The 17,524-nt window shown below is 33.4% G+C and carries 18 protein-coding genes and 3 pseudogenes; 13 read left to right on the top strand and 8 right to left on the bottom strand.

Annotated features, from left to right (window positions below):
- Positions 1 to 45: 45 nt before the first annotated feature.
- The 5 genes from ACJJVJ_RS00140 to ACJJVJ_RS00120 all read right to left on the bottom strand — a co-directional run bounded on the left by ACJJVJ_RS00140 (position 46) and on the right by ACJJVJ_RS00120 (position 3,976).
- Positions 46 to 630 carry a DUF4331 family protein gene (locus ACJJVJ_RS00140; protein WP_348114920.1) on the bottom strand — a complete coding sequence of 195 codons (585 nt, stop codon included), beginning with the start codon at positions 628 to 630 and terminating at the stop codon, positions 46 to 48.
- 39 nt (positions 631 to 669) lie between these two features.
- Entirely contained in the window at positions 670 to 1,386 is a 717-nt protein-coding gene (locus ACJJVJ_RS00135; RefSeq protein WP_405368106.1) for a DUF4331 family protein, read from the bottom strand.
- A 117-nt stretch (positions 1,387 to 1,503) separates the two neighbouring features.
- Complete coding sequence (locus ACJJVJ_RS00130; protein ID WP_405368104.1) at positions 1,504 to 2,286, bottom strand: LytR/AlgR family response regulator transcription factor; 783 nt, start codon at positions 2,284 to 2,286, stop codon at positions 1,504 to 1,506.
- A 61-nt stretch (positions 2,287 to 2,347) separates the two neighbouring features.
- The gene (locus ACJJVJ_RS00125) at positions 2,348 to 2,638 is read right to left on the bottom strand and encodes a 2TM domain-containing protein (RefSeq protein ID WP_104515842.1); all 291 of its coding nucleotides are present in this window, start codon (positions 2,636 to 2,638) and stop codon (positions 2,348 to 2,350) included.
- 3 nt (positions 2,639 to 2,641) lie between these two features.
- The gene (locus ACJJVJ_RS00120; protein WP_405368101.1) at positions 2,642 to 3,976 is read right to left on the bottom strand and encodes a histidine kinase; all 1,335 of its coding nucleotides are present in this window, start codon (positions 3,974 to 3,976) and stop codon (positions 2,642 to 2,644) included.
- Between the two features lie 285 nt (positions 3,977 to 4,261).
- Between ACJJVJ_RS00120 and ACJJVJ_RS00115 the strand changes: the two genes are divergently transcribed.
- From ACJJVJ_RS00115 to ACJJVJ_RS00075, 9 genes are all read left to right on the top strand, one after another.
- Positions 4,262 to 5,047 (top strand): zinc-dependent peptidase, encoded by a 786-nt coding sequence (locus ACJJVJ_RS00115; protein ID WP_405368100.1) that lies wholly within the window; start codon positions 4,262 to 4,264, stop codon positions 5,045 to 5,047.
- Positions 5,048 to 5,132: 85 nt separating this feature from the next.
- Positions 5,133 to 5,906 (top strand): S1/P1 nuclease, encoded by a 774-nt coding sequence (locus ACJJVJ_RS00110; protein ID WP_405368098.1) that lies wholly within the window; start codon positions 5,133 to 5,135, stop codon positions 5,904 to 5,906.
- Positions 5,907 to 6,307: 401 nt separating this feature from the next.
- Positions 6,308 to 7,309 (top strand): hypothetical protein, encoded by a 1,002-nt coding sequence (locus ACJJVJ_RS00105; RefSeq protein ID WP_405368096.1) that lies wholly within the window; start codon positions 6,308 to 6,310, stop codon positions 7,307 to 7,309.
- 211 nt (positions 7,310 to 7,520) lie between these two features.
- Positions 7,521 to 8,156 (top strand): hypothetical protein, encoded by a 636-nt coding sequence (locus ACJJVJ_RS00100; protein WP_405368094.1) that lies wholly within the window; start codon positions 7,521 to 7,523, stop codon positions 8,154 to 8,156.
- Between the two features lie 225 nt (positions 8,157 to 8,381).
- Complete coding sequence (locus ACJJVJ_RS00095; protein ID WP_405368092.1) at positions 8,382 to 8,846, top strand: DUF1877 family protein; 465 nt, start codon at positions 8,382 to 8,384, stop codon at positions 8,844 to 8,846.
- A 397-nt stretch (positions 8,847 to 9,243) separates the two neighbouring features.
- Positions 9,244 to 10,083: a hypothetical protein gene (locus tag ACJJVJ_RS00090; RefSeq protein ID WP_405368090.1), complete on the top strand. Its 840-nt coding sequence runs from the start codon at positions 9,244 to 9,246 to the stop codon at positions 10,081 to 10,083.
- A 228-nt stretch (positions 10,084 to 10,311) separates the two neighbouring features.
- Complete coding sequence (locus tag ACJJVJ_RS00085) at positions 10,312 to 10,755, top strand: hypothetical protein (protein ID WP_303558720.1); 444 nt, start codon at positions 10,312 to 10,314, stop codon at positions 10,753 to 10,755.
- A 44-nt stretch (positions 10,756 to 10,799) separates the two neighbouring features.
- Positions 10,800 to 11,147 (top strand): VOC family protein, encoded by a 348-nt coding sequence (locus ACJJVJ_RS00080; protein ID WP_303558722.1) that lies wholly within the window; start codon positions 10,800 to 10,802, stop codon positions 11,145 to 11,147.
- 224 nt (positions 11,148 to 11,371) lie between these two features.
- Positions 11,372 to 11,929 carry a hypothetical protein gene (locus ACJJVJ_RS00075; RefSeq protein WP_405371267.1) on the top strand — a complete coding sequence of 186 codons (558 nt, stop codon included), beginning with the start codon at positions 11,372 to 11,374 and terminating at the stop codon, positions 11,927 to 11,929.
- 53 nt (positions 11,930 to 11,982) lie between these two features.
- Here the strand turns inward: ACJJVJ_RS00075 and ACJJVJ_RS00070 are convergent.
- Positions 11,983 to 12,282 (bottom strand): annotated as a pseudogene (locus tag ACJJVJ_RS00070) (transposase); the annotation flags it as partial.
- Between the two features lie 212 nt (positions 12,283 to 12,494).
- Between ACJJVJ_RS00070 and ACJJVJ_RS00065 the strand changes: the two are divergent.
- The 3 genes from ACJJVJ_RS00065 (at position 12,495) to ACJJVJ_RS00055 (ending at position 15,480) form a co-directional block, all read left to right on the top strand.
- The gene (locus tag ACJJVJ_RS00065) at positions 12,495 to 13,448 is read left to right on the top strand and encodes a Fic family protein (RefSeq protein WP_405368088.1); all 954 of its coding nucleotides are present in this window, start codon (positions 12,495 to 12,497) and stop codon (positions 13,446 to 13,448) included.
- A gap of 400 nt (positions 13,449 to 13,848) precedes the next feature.
- Positions 13,849 to 14,463, top strand: a complete 615-nt coding sequence (locus tag ACJJVJ_RS00060) for a hypothetical protein (RefSeq protein ID WP_405368086.1) — start codon at positions 13,849 to 13,851, stop codon at positions 14,461 to 14,463.
- Between the two features lie 156 nt (positions 14,464 to 14,619).
- Entirely contained in the window at positions 14,620 to 15,480 is an 861-nt protein-coding gene (locus ACJJVJ_RS00055; RefSeq protein WP_405368084.1) for a hypothetical protein, read from the top strand.
- 34 nt (positions 15,481 to 15,514) lie between these two features.
- On the opposite strand, the pseudogene ACJJVJ_RS00050 reads toward ACJJVJ_RS00055, so the two are convergent.
- Positions 15,515 to 15,820, bottom strand: a pseudogene (locus ACJJVJ_RS00050) (transposase); the annotation flags it as partial.
- A 153-nt stretch (positions 15,821 to 15,973) separates the two neighbouring features.
- Here ACJJVJ_RS00050 and ACJJVJ_RS00045 point away from each other — a divergent pair.
- Positions 15,974 to 17,011 carry a redoxin family protein gene (locus ACJJVJ_RS00045; protein ID WP_405368082.1) on the top strand — a complete coding sequence of 346 codons (1,038 nt, stop codon included), beginning with the start codon at positions 15,974 to 15,976 and terminating at the stop codon, positions 17,009 to 17,011.
- A 47-nt stretch (positions 17,012 to 17,058) separates the two neighbouring features.
- On the opposite strand, the pseudogene ACJJVJ_RS00040 reads toward ACJJVJ_RS00045, so the two are convergent.
- A pseudogene (locus ACJJVJ_RS00040) lies at positions 17,059 to 17,364 on the bottom strand (transposase); the annotation flags it as partial.
- Positions 17,365 to 17,524: the final 160 nt, after the last annotated feature.

Here is a 17,524-nt window from a genome sequence, read left to right as displayed (position 1 = left end):
TTCCTTCTGACAGAAAATCGGCATTCTATCAATAGAATCAATTAATTAAAACTGAGCTGCTGTTAAATATGGGAATGTACTTGTACTAACACCACCTTCTAGTGCTACATTATCAGACACAAGGTTAGGAGTACCGTTATTACCATCAAAACGTGCTCCTGTGTTACCACCAAAAAGTACGATTAAAGATACATCGATAACGTCATCTTCTAGAGTACGGCCAGTTAAGAAACTGCTCGTATCTGTAAAATAAGAAGTAGGAGCCTCTGGAGATACTTGAAGAACGTCTAGAGAAAGTACCGCCGTAGTTTGCGCCTGGTCTAGTCCTAGAATGTTATTTTCAAATGATGCACCATATGCGTCATAATACGCCTGTAATCTATCGTTAAATGGTCCAGAAAAAGCAGCGATTTGCCCTGCTGGAGTAGTGATATTAAAACTGTTCTCGTCTGCATCTGTTGCAGATAGTACCGTGTTAATACCAGGTCTACCCATTTGATCTTGAGTAGTAAAAGTACCTGAGAAGTCTGTTGTCGCGATTTCTCCACCGGTTACATCGTCATCATTATCACAACTTACTGTAATAGTAGCCATAACTGCTACTGCCATTATATATTTGAATATTTTCATTGTATTGTTTTTTAAATTTAAACTTTGCTTGTACTTGTTCTAGTTTCTTCTTTTAGTCTCTACCCATACATTGTAAGAGTTAGGTAAACCATATACTGGCGCGCCTAATCCTGCACGGAACTGGTCTGCAAGGTGTGTAGGTGCAGCACCTAAAAGAGTATTAGGAACTTCTAATACGATAGCATTTACGTTTGCATTTGTAAAAGCGTTAGTACCTGTTGTACCAAAACCTTCAGCCGGTGCTGTACCTATTACGGTATTAAACTGTTGGAAATCAAAGAAAAATGCATCCTGACGTTGTCCTGCATAAGCACGTACACCACCAGTTAACGTCTCTCCTGTAGAACCTATAGCAACACTACCTATAGCTTCATTTACATCGATAGAACTACTTATAGTGGTAGAACTAGGCGCATAAGGACCGAAAAAGTACATGCGATCGCCCTGTCTCAATGCTTGTATTACTAGGTCTTCACTTACACCTACAGATGCTGGAAAACCTCCAGGTACATCTGCACCAGTATTATCGATATTGATCTCGATCATCACGTTTTCATCAAAATTTGATGCTGCGCTTGCTGCTGGTAAGGTTACTATAAATGTGGTAGAGTTAGCATCTTCTCCTTCAAAAGCATAAAAATCTGCGATGTCTGACGGTTGCATAGCAACGTTAGGAGCATCAAGGTGGTCAGCCGCGATTAATGTACCAGCGATAGCTACGATCGCAAGAGTGGACCAAAGGGCAATTTTTTTCATCTTAAAATGGTTTTATTAATTTATACCATTACATACGACAGAAAGAAAGGTGCGGTTTTAACCAGAGTGTTAAAACCTTGCCAATGCCCAATTAAATAATATGTTTGATGAATAAAACTAGCGTTCTAACCAGCTTTTAAAATCCTTAACTCGCTCTCTACTAACTATTAAATCCATTTCTTTAAAAGAATTTATTTTAATTTGTATTCTAGAATTAGTATAAGAAATCATGTCATCTATGGCATTTATATTTACTATAGCCTGCCTAGAGACTCTATAAAACTGCTCTGGGTCCAGTTCTTCTACTAGAGATTCTAACTTAGAGTCTATTAAATAGTTGCGCCCATTTTCTAGATGCAAGTAGGTACCTTTATTTTCAGAATAGAACAGTTTCACATCGTCGGTATGAAACAGTTTTAGGTGCTCGCCTACTTTTGCTGTGTATCGTTTTTTATAATTGCGCTCTATGGGATTGCCTAGTAATTTTGCTATGTCCTCAAAATTGATGGTCGCAGCTTTATTGTTTTTGTTCTCGCTTTCGCGAAAGCGTAACCTAAATTGATCTACTGCCTTTTCTAACTCTTCTTGATCGATAGGTTTTAATAGATAGTCGATGCTATTTAATTTAAAAGCCTGCAAAGCATACTCGTCATAAGCAGTGGTAAAAATAATCGCACTATGTATGTCTACCTGGTCAAAGATTTCAAAAGAGAGTCCATCACTTAACTGTATGTCTAGAAATATAAGGTCTGGTGCATCATTATTAAGCAAGTATTCTACAGACTCCTGTACAGAGTGTAGCATGACCTCTGGCTCTACTCCTATTTCTACTAGCATGCGTTGTAGACGTCGCGCTGCTGGTTTTTCATCTTCTATGATAATGGCTTTAAATGTACTCATGTGATGGTAGGTAAATGATGTGTTAATGGCTGGTTAGGTATAATAAGGTGAGCAATGGTATTTAAGATCCTTCTTTATCCATAAGTTCTTGAATCTTGCGTTCTTCCCAATTTTTACTCGTAAACGGATTACTACCGAAGGTGCCTATCGCATGCCCTACCACACCTATACCCCAACCACCTAGCGGAAATAGAAACCATGGCTCTTCCCAACCATTCTGGTAATAATTTAAACCTGCGATGCCTATATTAACTATAATGTAGACCGTTAAATGACTGTAAAATGCTTTTATCTCTTCTACTCGAGCCTTTGCTCTGGTATATCTCTCCTGGTAGGTTTCTTCTTTTTTCATCTCTTAAAAGTTTTTATCGTTCATTAAACTATTGATCTTTTCTTCTTCCCACTTTTTACCTAAAATTAAACTCTTATCATAAGTGCGCTGGTACTGAAAAAACAATCCTATACTCATACCTATAGCAGGAAATATAACCCAAGGAAAACCACCTGTAAACGCATTAATTACAGCTAGAAAAGCGATTATTAAAATCATCTTGAGCGCGCTATCATAAAGGTCTTTTATGGCAGCTACCTTCGTTTTTGCCTGAACTAGTTTTTTATCTTCTAGATTTTCTGTAGTAAATTCTAGGGTCTTCATATGTATGGTTTCTTGCGTGAGAATAGGCAGGCTGACTATAAAAGAAGTACTGGTCTCTTCTATGGTCATTTTATGATCTGTGAGCAGTCCATATCTACTGGCTATATTTTGCAGCCCTACACCGGTGCTCTTTTTAATCACTTGCTTTTTTTGCAGGTTATTTTCTATAACCAACAAGTTATCCTTTTCATATATCTTAAGGTGCAGCGGTTTACTATCGCTTACTATATTATGTTTTACCGCATTTTCTATAAGCAGTTGTAGCGATAGCGGCACAACCATAGCGTCTGTACGCGATCCATGATCTGGAATTTCTATCGTGATACTATCTTCAAATCTGGTTTTGAGCAACCCTACATAAGTACGGGCAAATGCCAGCTCTTCTTCTACAGAGACCAGTTCTTTATTGCGCTGTTCCAGTACATACCTATATACTTTTGATAAAGATGTCGTAAACTTTGTTGCGGCTTTAGGATTCTCTTCTATTAGAGAAACCAATACATTTAAACTATTGAATAAAAAATGTGGATCTAGCTGATTCTTTAACGCGTCAAATTGCGCTGTGGCACTTCTTGCGATTATCTTTTGCTCATTTACCTTTTGTGTCTGCGACAGTTTATAAAAATAAATCGCGTGATAAATAAGCGTCATTACCAGCGTTATAATCATACCGAATAGGTACCAACTTAGCCTTTGCTTTTTTAAGAAATAATCCCAACTAGCACCATATATAAACATATAGGTAATACCGTTGAGCAACACCAGTAATAAGAAAGTTAGTATTACAGAGCCTATAGCACCGTACACGACACGTTTTACAATATTTTCTTGCCATGAAAACTTTTTGGTCATCACCTCAAACCACCACTGGTTACCTATGCTTAAAACCGTGGCAAACAAAAAGTTGATACCAAAACCCTCTAACTCTCTTTCCCAAGTTAAAAATTCACTACGCATGTAGGCATTAATAAGGTTAATCCCTATGGAGATAAGGATACTCGCAATTATAAATTTTATGAACCTTTTAAAAGTCATGAATCTGTTTTAGAATTCTAAAAGTACTTTATTCCCTTAGAACACCACAAAAATGAGAACAGAAAACAAAAAGCCAAAATCAAAACAACCCAATTGTAATAAACAGCCACCCAACTGTTATCCACGCACAACCCAGTTTATTTTATAAAACAATAAAATGGTAACTGCCACCACGCATACTAGTAAACAATATATAAAAGTGTTTAAGTAGTCGACTTCTTTGATCTATTTAAGTTTACTTTACACCTCTATTACCATTTTACATTACTAACCATAATTACCTACATGTTTTACCTTATCATTCCTTTAATCGCGGCAGTTGTACTCTATTTTTTAGTCTTTAAAGAATCTGCATCACAAAGAAAAAAGGACCATCCATCGTGGCATGCTGCACTAGAAAAGCATGTTTCTTTTTATGAGCAACTTACTACAGAGGATCAAAAGATATTTAGACAGCGCATGGTAGCCTTTCTAGAAGAAACCTATGTAGACGCCGTAGGTTTTGAGATAGAAGAACTCGATAAAATTCTAGTCGCGGCCAGTGCCGTCATACCTGTTTTTAAATTTAAAGAATGGAGTTATAATAACCTTACAGGCGTTATAATCTATCCAGATAATTTTAATGAAGACCTAGGTTATGGAGGTGACCATCCAGACCGCATGATAGGTGGACTGGTAGGTACAGGACGTTTTGAAAAACAAATGATACTCTCTAGAACAGCCCTGCACCACGGTTTTAAAAACGATACCGATAAACACAACACAGGCATCCATGAATTTGTCCACCTGCTAGATAAAATAGATGGAGAGACTAACGGTATACCAGAGGCATTTCTAGATAAATCTTATGTACTGCCGTGGATCAATCTCATGCACAAAGAGATGGACGCCATAGACCGAGATGAGTCTGACATAAGATCTTATGGGGCAACTAACCAGGCAGAATTCTTTGCTGTTACTGCAGAGTACTTTTTTTCTAGACCCAAATTAATGCGAAGAAAACACCCAGAATTATATAACATGCTGGACCTGTGCTTTAACCCACAAAAAAGAAAAAAACCTAAAAATTAAAACTTAAAAGACCTTTAATTTTAACGTCCACATAACCTTAAAACCAGACCTGCAAGTTACCTTAGTCCCCATTAAAAAAATAATCATGCGTCATTTCTTATTTATTCTAGTAGTTCTATGTACCACCGCTCCTGCCCTTGCAGACGACTGGGGAAAAACAGGCCACCGCACCACTGGTGCCATCGCACAACAGTACCTTAATAAAAAAGCTAGAAAAGCCATCTCAAGATTGTTAGACGGTGAGTCTCTAGCATTGGTTTCTACCTATGCAGACGATATAAAGAGCGATACCCTTTATAGAAAATATGGACCACATCACTATGTAAACATACCCTTTGAGGCAGACTATGACAGTCATGAAAAAAGTGAGCGTGGCGACATTATAAAAGCCATAGACACCTGTATAGCAACGCTTAAATCAAAAACGGCTAGTAAAGAAGAAAAAGCATTTCAACTGCGCATGCTCGTACATTTTATAGGCGACCTGCACCAGCCATTACACACCGGTATAAGTGAAGATAAAGGTGGTAACGATTTTCAGGTACGCTGGTTTAGAGATGGGTCTAACCTGCACCGCGTTTGGGATTCTCAAATGATAGAAAGCTACGGCATGTCTTATACAGAACTGGCTAGCAACATGCCACAATTAACTAAAAAAGAACGCAAAGCAATGGGCAGCGGTACCCATAGAGAGTGGCTAGCAGACAGCCGCGTACTTGTAAAAGATATCTATGCACATACAGAGGTAGGAGAAAAACTAAGCTACCGTTACATGTACGCCTATTTTAATAAATTACGTGGACAGTTACAAAAAGGAGGCGTGCGTCTTGCAGCTCTTTTAAATGAAGTACTGGGATAAATGAAAAGAGTTGGATGGGGTTTCCGCTTTCGCGAAAGCGGAACCTAAACACCACCTATTCTTAAAATTACTCTACTCCATAGCAATGAAAAACATAAAGCTATCACTAGGCTAAACAAATTAAAAATTTTAAGACTCCCAAACTACTAATTGGCCTGAACGGGCAAAGGTGTAAAACGCCTCGTCTTAAATCCGGTGCATACTTGCTTTTGTCATGCTGCCACAAATAACTGGCGTGAACAAAGCATAAAGCGTATCAGGCGTTTTAAAGGCTACCTGTGAGGCTGTATAATTCAAAATTAGTCTATCTTTAAAATCCTAAATCAATATCTCTAACATTGGGCCCCAAAGCAAAACGCCTCACACGCCTTATACCTTTGCCCGTTGTGCAATAATTAAAAATGAAAGACAAAAAAATTAAGGTTCCACAGCATCTTTACTTTGAAGAGACAATTGATTTTGTAAATAGTTTTGCTAGCATCAGAAAAGAAAGAAACTATGTTTTTGATTTTAAAAAGACAACAAGAATAGACCCTTTCTCATTATTATTCGTAAGCCAAGAATTAGAGATTTTTAAAAAAAACAATCCTAAATCTACTTTTCACGCTAGAAATTTTTCCCACTTAACTTATCCTGCTCATATGGGATTTTTTAAGTCTTTTGGTCTAGATTATGGAAAAGAACCAGGAGAAGCAAAAGGTTCAAGCACATACTCCCCTATACAGGTTTTAAATGTTCAAGATATAAAAAAATCTGCAAGAGATTTACTTGTTAACCCTGGTGTTGTACTAGATGATTATGCCGAAAATGTTAGTAATATACTTACTCAAAACACAAGCGATATTGTAACTAATGTTTTAAGATATTCTATGAGAGAGATATTAAGGAATATCGTTGAACATAGTCAAAGCGAAAAATTTAGATTTTGTGCTCAATATTTACCAAGTAAAAAAAGAGTCAATTTTGCAGTATTAGATAATGGTATAGGTCTCAAAAAATCTCTTTCCGACAATCCTAAACTATCTCTTAAAAATGATTTAGATGCACTTTTATGGGGTATTAAACCTGGTGTATCAGGAAAGGTATATCCAGGCCAAAAAAGAAAACCAAAAGGAGAATGGGTAAATTCAGGTTATGGTCTATATATGACAAGTAATATTTGTAAAAAAGGTGGTTCATTTTTTATTTCTAGTGGAAACAAAGGTATTCTTCTAACCGATAAACAACAGAGAGAATTTGATTTAGAGACACACGGAACAGCTGTATATTTAGATATTGATTTAAGTTCTATTTACGAATTAGACAAAATGCTTAAAGAATTAGGTGCAGATATTCCAAAAAATGTTTTTCTACAACCTTCTAAATCGACAATGGATAAGAATACTAAATCAATAAAAGATTAAAAACTATTGCTAACAAGGTATAAAAAACATAGGGCAGTTTAGGCTTTCCGAAAGGTCTGTGTTTATTTACAAAGTCGCCAAATATAAAATTTGGCGTTTATAGTAGAAAAGATAAAAGTAATATTTTATATTTAGCTAAGTAATAAACCGAAACGAAAGTGCTTATCAACTGCCCTACGTTTCTTATACATAAACGTTAGCAGCAACTATTATGGACAGAGTGTATATTATAGAATCTCCAAATCAAGAAGACATTGAAGAAGATAGAATTGAAGGGAAGGCATTATTTGAAGCGCTGACTCTTGCGAATTGTGATGTGATTTATTCTTTGATAGAATCTAAAGCTGATTTTATTGAAGCAATGGAATTTATTATAGAAGATTTTTTTGTTCAAAAAGGAAAATGGACATCAATGCCATACATTCATATTTCAGCCCACGGAGATGAAGATGGAATTGAATTAACAAATGGAGATTTATTTGATTGGTCTGATTTCAAAATTGAACTTGAAAAAATTAACAACAAAATTGGTTATGTTCCTCATTCTACAGAATATTCAGATGATGTAAGTAGAATTACTTTGTGCTTTTCAGCTTGTAAAGGATTTAACGCTTTTAAGATATGGGATAAAATAAACATTTGCCCTTATCAATGTGTAATTGGTCCAATTGTAGATATTGGGTGGTCAGATTCACTTACTGGATTCATCACTTTTTATCATTTAACTAACTATAAAGGAACTGGATTTGCAGAAGCGGTTAATAAAATGAATATATCTGCTGGACTTGATGATGAATTTCAATTATACGTGAGTCCGGAAGTCGGAAAAAAGAAAAGCAGCTGCTAACACGGTGTATAAAACATAGCTAATAAGTGCTAAACCGTAAGGTTCGGTTTGGTTTGCAAAGACCGCCAAATTTTTAAATTTGGCTTTTAGAATAGAAAAATTAAAAACAAAATATAAAAATTCGGCTCTGTGTTAATCCGAAAAGCTAGTGTGTTTTTGCACGCTACGTTTCATACACAAGACCGTTGTACGCAATTTGAGCTACTAATCTAAAACTAACTGAATTTGGGAATTGTTTGCGAAATATACAGAATGCCTGACTCTGAAATTGAGGAATTAAAAAAACTGAATATTGACGACGTGGAAGAATATCTTGATGAAAAATTTGCTTGGGTCGATTCGGAATATCACAAACAAAATGACACAGTATTTTCTATGGACAAAGGTTGGGGAATTACACGCTTTTTGATTCAGAAATGTGACAACTCACCGAATAATATTTTGACCAAATTAAATGAACGATTCGTAAAATCCAACGACGTTAAGTTGATAAGTAAAGAATTGGAATCAATTGACATTGAGGATTTAAAAAATGTCTACAATAAAGAAAAACTAATTGCAAATCACGTTTATCACGCCAAATATGAAGTTCATTGGGAATATATAAATAATTGGCATCTAAAATTATATAAATCTGGATTTAAAAAAGCATCGGAATTGAATAGCGGAATTGCGATAAACTATAATTGAAAAGAATAAAAACTGCGTACAACAAAGAACTGTGGTAAAAAACAAGCGAATTTCACTTAATTTCTAACCAGTACACTTCTATATCCGTCATCATATATTAATCCTGATTTTGCTATAGCAAAAGCCTGTTTTAAGACTCCCAAACTACTAATTGGCCTGAACAGGCAAAGGTGTAAAACACCTCGTCTTAAATCCGGTGCATACTTGCTTTTGTCATGCTGCCACAAATAACTGGCGTGAACAAAGCATAAAGCGTGTGAGGCGTTTTAAAGGCTACCTGTGAGGCTGTATAATTCAAAATTAGTCTATCTTTAAAATCCTAAATTTACATCTCTAACATTGGGCCCCAAAGCAAAACGCCTCACACGCCTTATACCTTTGCCCGTTACCCACAATTATGAAAAACATCCTGCTGACATTTATAATCACAATTCTTTTAAAAGGATGTAATGATGTTTCAAAGCGGAATTCCGAAAAGACAACGATTGAATATTATAAAAATCAGACTGAATTTAAAAGGGTAACACATTACAAAGACTTTGATAGTGTTCATTACTTTTATCGAAATGGTAATGTTTTCAAAAGAGGAAAACAGCTCAATGAAAAACAAAAATTTGGAAATTGGGTTTTATCCGATAAAGATGGAAATTTAAGGGAAATTAGGGAATGGTTTCCTTTCAAAGGTAATTCAAGACTGAACAGAATTTGGCATTTAAACAAAAGCGGAGATACGCTTGCTTGGCGAAGTGAAGACGGAATATATCAACAGAAAGAATTCATAAATGATACTGTAAGTCGCAGAGCTACAGTTTATGATATTATATTTTTCAATCGAGATACTCTAAAAATGGACGAACCTCTAATCGGAACTGTCGAAATATTTTCTCACTTAATAAGAGACCATCCAGCTAATACAAGAGTTTTATTAGCAAGAGAGGAAAACAATTATAACTACGATTTCTCAAACGAAAAAGAAGTTAAATTAGACACTTTTTACGACCTAACGAAAGACACAATAAATCAAAAATGGTTTAAAGGCGCTGAATTTAGAGATTTAGCGACATTTGGACAATGGTACGAAACTGTTGGAGAGAAAACATTACGAGGATTTTATCAGCAATATTTTATGGGTCCAACTGAATTAGATGAGGACGGAATGAAAATCGATAGTATCATTGGACCAAAAACTTATTTTGAACATAAATTTGTTGTTATTGACAGTATTGCGAAAAAATAACTGTGGGCAACAGTGTATAAAAAACATAGGGCATTTGTGGCTTAACCGAAAGTTTGGGAATATTTACAAAGACCGCTAAATATAAAATTTGGCGTTTATAGTAGAAAAGATAAAAGCAAAATATTTATATTTAGCTAAGTAATAAACCGAAACGAAAGTGCTTATTAACTGCCCTACGTTTCATATACGGAGACGTTGTATGTCATTAAAAAAAATGCGAACTAAAATATGATAAAAGAAGGCATAACTGGTTTTAACTGTTCCGATTTGCACGACTTAGACCATAAGCTTGAGTCTTTAAAAGTAAGCATTTTGAGTTTGAAAAAATTTAAAATAAAGACAGTATACGACCAAAATGAATCCAGTAATTATGTTCGAATAAAGCTTCGTGATTATATTGAAAACACAGAAATAGATTTACTTATAAATGGTCAATATGGATACTCCTGTGCTGTAACAAATGAGAGCTCTTGGATGAATCTTAAATTTATCGACATCCCGACTATTTTAGAAAATAAAGTAAAAGATATATTCCCTTGTTTGAAACCTGAATATTTAAATTCAAAATTGAACGATATGGATATTAGAAATTTATCTAAAGTAGAAAGAAAACAGGTAGAATATTGGAAGTCTGAAACAAAAGGAGAAGTAATCTTTAATGGATATGATTAAAAAACTGTTTATCAATTCTAAAAAACAAAACATTAAACAATAAAATGAATATTAACCTTCTTGTAATTAGAACTGAAAAACCTGAAATATTGAAAAATCAATATGAAAAAATTGGTTTTGAATTTGACTATCATCAACACGGAAAAGGTCCTTTTCATTATGCCTCTGAACAAAATGGTTTTGTTTTTGAAATTTATCCTTTGACTAAATCAATGACAAAAGCGGATGGAAATCTTAGGCTAGGGTTTGACATATCTAATTTAAGTTCTGTTATTGATAAACTAAGAGGAACTGACTGGATAATAAAATCTGATATTAAAGAAACTGAATGGGGAATAATAGCAGTTATTCAAGATTTAGATGGACGAAAAATAGAATTGAAGAATAAGTAAAACGCCATACAACAAGGTATAAAAAACATAGGGCGTTTGTGGCTTAACCGAAAGGTCTGTGCATATTAACAAAGTCCGCTAAATATAAAATTTGGCGTTTATAAAAGAAAAGATAAAAGCAAAATATTTATATTTAGCTAAGTAATAAACCGAAACAAAAGTGCTTATCACCTGCCCTACGTTTCTTATACTAGCCGTTGTACAACATTTGAGGAAAATCGAATTTGGAAAGAGAAATTAGAGAAAATATTGAGCAATTCTTCAAGAATTATCCTGAAATGACTGGCATCGGAGTAAAATCTGAACAAAATATTTTTCAAAATCTTAAAAGAAAAATAGAGAACAAAATTCCGAACTGGTACAAGGAATTGCTTATTGAATATCCAATTGCGGACTTAAAAATTGGAATTCCTTTTAATTATGGCTGGGAATCTTTAAAAAACAAAAGTCAAAGCGAACTTCCATTTATGAATACAGTTTTCAATAGTTTTGAGAATATTGAATTTATTGCAACAGAGGAATTTCCAGGATTTGAGCTTATAAAAGAGAATCATATCTGTATTGCAGAGGATACTAACAAAGATGGAGATGGATATTACATAAATACAAAAGAACAAAATCCACGTGTTATTTACATTTATCACGATTGCGGAAAAAATGCGTCTGAATTAATAAAAAACGGACAAATTATTAGTGAAAGTTTTTCTGATTTCGTGAAGTTAATTCGACCACCTGAATTTGCCGATAAATGGTTGAATGAAAATGAACACCTATGGAAATAAAAACGTTGTACAACAAAGAACTGTGGTAAAAAACAAGCGAATTTCACTTCATTTCTAACAAGAACACTTCTATATCCATCATCATATATTAATCCTGATTTTGCTATGGCAAAAGCCTGTTTTAAGAGCTTATTACAGACAGCTATTAAAGCTAGTTTTTTACTCTTTCCTTTAGCTACTATTCGATCGTAAATTGCCTTGCATGCTTTGTTGTATTTACAAGCATTAAAACTGCACATAAACAGTAGGTTTCTAAGCTTCTGGTTACCTATTTTACTTATACGTGCTCTTCCATTTATGCTCGTTCCGCTTTGCCTTATTTTAGGTGTTAATCCAGCATAACTGCACAGCTCACGTAAATCATGCATAATTAATGGCTTGTTCTCGCCTACTTACGAAAATCCTCGCGGACTTTCTTTGTCCGTAATTATTTACTAAATTAGTTGCTTAACCTTGCAACAAACCATATACAAAACTGTTGTGCAACATTTGAGAAATCACCTTGCATAAGATAATTCAGGTTAAATGATCGTATCTTTGATAGTATCAAATGATAGTATCATAAATGAAACCACCTTACGAAATAACATCTTCTATTTTAAAATTAATAACTTCTATTTCAGAAAAAATAGGAGAAGTAAATGCTAATTTATTAAACAGACCTTCACCTAAATTGAGAAAACAGAATAGAATCAAAACTATTCATTCTTCTTTAAAAATAGAAGGAAACACACTTACTGAAGAACAAATAACAGCACTTCTTGAAAACAAAAGAGTTATTGGTCCTAAAAAAGATGTTCTTGAAGTTTTAAATGCAATTAAAATCTATGAAAACTTAGAAGATTATAATCCTTCAAATGAAAAATCCTTTTTAAAAGCACATCAAAACTTAATGGAAGGTTTAATTGAAAATTCTGGAAAATATAGAAATCAAAGTGTTGGAATTGTAAAAGGCTCAAAAGTTGAGCATTTAGCACCACCTTTTGGAAATGTGCCATACTTAATGAAAGACCTTTTTGAATATTTGAAAAAGTCTGATGAAATTGAATTAATTAAAAGTTGTGTTTTTCATTATGAAATGGAATTTATACATCCATTTTTGGATGGAAATGGTAGAATGGGAAGATTATGGCAAACATTAATTTTAATGGAAAAATATCCAATCTTTGAGTTTTTGCCTTTTGAAACTCTAATTAGTAAAGACCAGAAAAAATATTACAAGTCTTTAGCAGAAAGTGATAAATCTGGAAAGTCAACTAAGTTTATTGAATATATGCTAAACGTTATTGATATATCAATAAGTGAACTATTAGATTTCAATAATCGAACGTTTACCGAAAAAGATAGAATAGAATATTATGTTTCTTTAAATGAAACTGAATTCACAAGAAAAGATTATATGGATATTTTTAAAGATATTTCTTCAGCAACTGCAAGTAGAGATTTAAAGAAAGGAGTTGAATTGGATTTATTTGAAAAAATAGGAGAAAAAAGTAAAACAATCTATCGTTTAAAATAACTGGTCTCAACAAAGAACTGTGGTAAAAAACAAGCGAATTTCACTTAATTTCTAACCAGTACACTTCTATATCCGTCATCATATATTAATCCTGATTTTGCTATGGCAAAAGCCTGTTTTAAGACTCCCAAACTACTAATTGGCCTGAACAGGCAAAGGTGTAAAACGCCTCGTCTTAAATCCGGTGCATACTTGCTTTTGTCATGCTGCCACAAATAACTGGCGTGGACAAAGCATAAAGCTTATCAGGCGTTTTAAAGGCTACCTGTGAGGCTGTATAATTCAAAATTAATCTATCTTTAAAATCCTAAATTAACATCTCTAACATTGGGATACAAAGCAAAACGCCTCACACGCCTTATACCTTTGCCCGTTACCACACATTACAAAAAAACAAAAAATGGGAATATTTGACATTTTTAAAAAAGAGAAATCTAACTTAAACTCTACAACAGAAAAAGGAGTTTTAGGACCGACTTTTCTTGAGAATAATGTTGAAAATATAATTAATCCAGAAAAACTTCACTCTCACGAATGGAGAAGAAAATTGAAAACAAAATCTGGCGGAAAAATTTTCAGAATAAAATACTATGGAGAACTTCATTCCAAGTACAAAAACCTAATTGTTCAAACGGAATTTGCTCCTTCGAAAATATTTGCTGTTGATATTTCAAATAATGAGGAATTTTTATTATTTGACGGTTGTTTTCACGGTTATAACGCAATGTTCTGCGATAAATATTCAGAAGACCAAATAAAAAATAGAATAGCGGACAAAATCTATATTTCTGAAAATGGAAATGATAAGTTTGAATTAATAATATCAACTTATAACGGAATTGATTACGAGGATGAATTTAGGGAAGAAGTTGATTCAAATGGAAAAATAGAATTGGTAAGTGGAAAGAAAATTGATTTTGAAAAAGTGAAAAGAAATGGATTCGACACTTTACAAATTTGGGGAATTAATGAAAGTGGAATTAAAATAGATATTATTTCAGAAGAATTAGCATAATAACGTGTGGTAACACCGTATAAAAATAATGCTTAGTTTAGTGCTTAATCAAGAGTCCGTGCACTTTTGTTACGTCTGATTTTCCTGCGGAAAATCCTCGCACACAAAACCGCACTATTCTTATACATAAACGTTAGCTGTAATTTATCAAAAAAAATGACCGTAGTAAAAAGCGACTTAATAAATTTTGATTTCGATAAAGACAAATGTTTCATCTGTGGAAAAAAATCTCAAACAAGAGAACACACAGTGCCTAAATGGTTACAGACAAAGTTTAATTTATGGGATGAGAAAATCGAGATACCTAATCTAACTCATACTACTTATAAAAAATTAGTTGTCCCTTGTTGTAAAAAATGTAACAACGAAGTTTATTCAAAATTAGAAATAAAGATAAGCACGAAAAATTGTACAGAAAAAGATATTTGGATGTGGGCAAATAAAATCCACGCTGCTTTGAGATATAAAGATTATTTCTATGAGTTTGACAGAAAAAATCCTGGTCTTAAAATAATCAATATGTTTGGCTCAAACGATTATTTACAGAAAAGCAGAAACTTTTTACATTGCCTAACAGGTAATTACACAACTTATCCAGACCCTTTTGGCTCTGTGTTTGTCTTTGAATTAGAGGAAGAGTCTAAATTCAACCTTATTCATATCATACAAACAAGTTCAATTTACATCTGCACTGGCGATAGAATTTATATAATTTTTATAAGAGATGGTCAAACTCTGAAAGATGATTTGAACATTATGGAATCGTATAATACAATAAAAGAAGACAGCTCTAATTTGATTGCAGGAACTCTGTTCTTTTATGCACAATGTATAAATTATTATGAAAGATACACTTATTCAATTCCTCTTATGCAAACACCAAATAGTATTGTTAAATTAGGTAGAGCAACTTTAAGAAATGAAAAACCAGAAGATAAAGAGTCTTTAAGAAACATTTGCAAACGATTTGGTGTAACTTGGATAGATAAAGATGAAGTGCCAAAAAACTACAGCTAACAAAGAACTGTGGTAAAAAACAAGCGAATTTCACTTAATTTCTAACCAGTACACTTCTATATCCGTCATCATATATTAATCCTGATTTTGCTATAGCAAAAGCCTGTTTTAAGAGCTTATTACAGACAGCTATTAAAGCTAGTTTTTTACTCTTTCCTTTGGCTACTATTCGATCGTAAATTGCCTTGCATGCTTTGTTGTATTTACAAGCATTAAAACTGCACATAAACAGTAGGTTTCTTAGCTTCTGGTTACCTATTTTACTTATTCGTGCTCTTCCATTTATGCTCGTTCCGCTTTGCCTTATAATAGGTGTTAATCCAGCATAACTGCATAGCTCACGTAAATCATGCATAATTAATTGCTGGCTTCTCGCCTACTTACGAAAATCCTCGCGGACTTTCTATTCGGTTTTTATTTGCTAAATTAGGTACTTAGAATACGCAACTAATATTATACAAACACGTTACCACACATTTAAAAAACCACGACTATGAAAAGAACCATTTTATTGTTAGGTATTATCACACTATTGGCTGCTTGTAATCAAAAAGAAACGGCAAATAATAAGAAGGCTTTTAACTTGACAGTTACCGCTAAAAATTTCCCTGATAGTACGAAGGTTCTTTTACGTAATCGAAATATTGGTAAATATATAGATTCTAGTTATGTAATAAACGAAAAGTTTAATTTCTCTGGAGAAGTTGATTTACCATCGCTTTCATATCTGGAATTTAAAGATAAAGAAGAGAATTGGTTGAAACCATTTAAATATTTTATGTTAGAAAATGAAAATATTTACATTGAAGGAGAGTATTCGAAATTTGAATATGCTAAAGTAAAAGGTTCATATCAGTCAGAATTATATCAACGCTACGATTCTATAGGTTGGTACAGTGAAAATTCAGATAGAAGGAGCAAACAATTAGAATTTTTGTATTCTAATGCAAATAATCAAATGGCACTAACCGCGTTATTGTTTGAAAGAAAAACGATAGCAAAAGACAGTTTGTTAATGTTCTACAATAAATTAGATTCCCTGAATGCGAATTCAAAAAATGGACAAAAGTTAATGGATTACGCCTCATCAACTGAAATGAAGGCTGGTAGTAATTTCAGAAACATAAGTGGTAAAGATTTAAGGAATAATCAATACAAATTATCTGATTTCAAAGGAAAAGTTATATTACTCGATTTTTGGTCATCAGGTTGCTTGCCTTGTAGATTGCAAAATAAAAACGAATTTCCCGATCTAATTAAGAAATATAACGAAGACGATTTTGTTCTTATCAGTTATTCTCTTGATATGAATAAAAGTACTTGGAAAAAATCAAGTAATGATGATAATATTACCTGGCTAAACATCTCGGATTTGAATGGCTATGATGGAGAAAATATTAAAAAATACGCAGTAACAGCATTACCAAATAGTTTTTTAATTGATAAAAACGGTATAGTTGTAAAATCATTCATTGGATTTTCAAAAGGAGAAAATGATATCGAAAAAGAAATAGATAAACTTCTGAAATAAAAACGTGTGGTAACAAAGAACTGTGGTAAAAAACAAGCGAATTTCACTTAATTTCTAACCAGTACACTTCTATATCCTTCATCGTATATTAATCCTGATTTTGCTATGGCAAAAGCCTGTTTTAAGAGCTTATTACAGACAGCTATTAAAGCTAGTTTTTTACTTTTTCCTTTGGCTACTATTTGATCGTAAATTGCCTTGCATGCTTTGTTGTATTTACAAGCATTAAAACTGCACATAAACAGTAGGTTTCTTAATTTCTGGTTGCCTATTTTACTTATTCGTGCTCTTCCATTTATGCTCGTTCCGCTTTGCCTTATTATAGGTGTTAATCCAGCATAACTGCATAGCTCACATAAATCATGTATAATTAATGGCTTGTTCTCGCCTACTTACGAAAATCCTCGCGGACTTTCTATCTGTGATTATTTACTAAATTAGTTGCTTGAAACACGCAACAAACCATATACAACAACGTTGTACAACATTTGAAAAAACATCGAGAATGAAATT

This window comes from Nonlabens sp. Asnod2-A12 (assembly GCF_045063745.1).
In the GTDB taxonomy this organism is placed as follows: Bacteria; Bacteroidota; Bacteroidia; order Flavobacteriales; family Flavobacteriaceae; genus Nonlabens; species Nonlabens xylanidelens.
The sequence above is the reverse complement of the archived record's forward strand: the minus strand, read 5'-3'. Positions and strand labels throughout refer to the sequence as shown.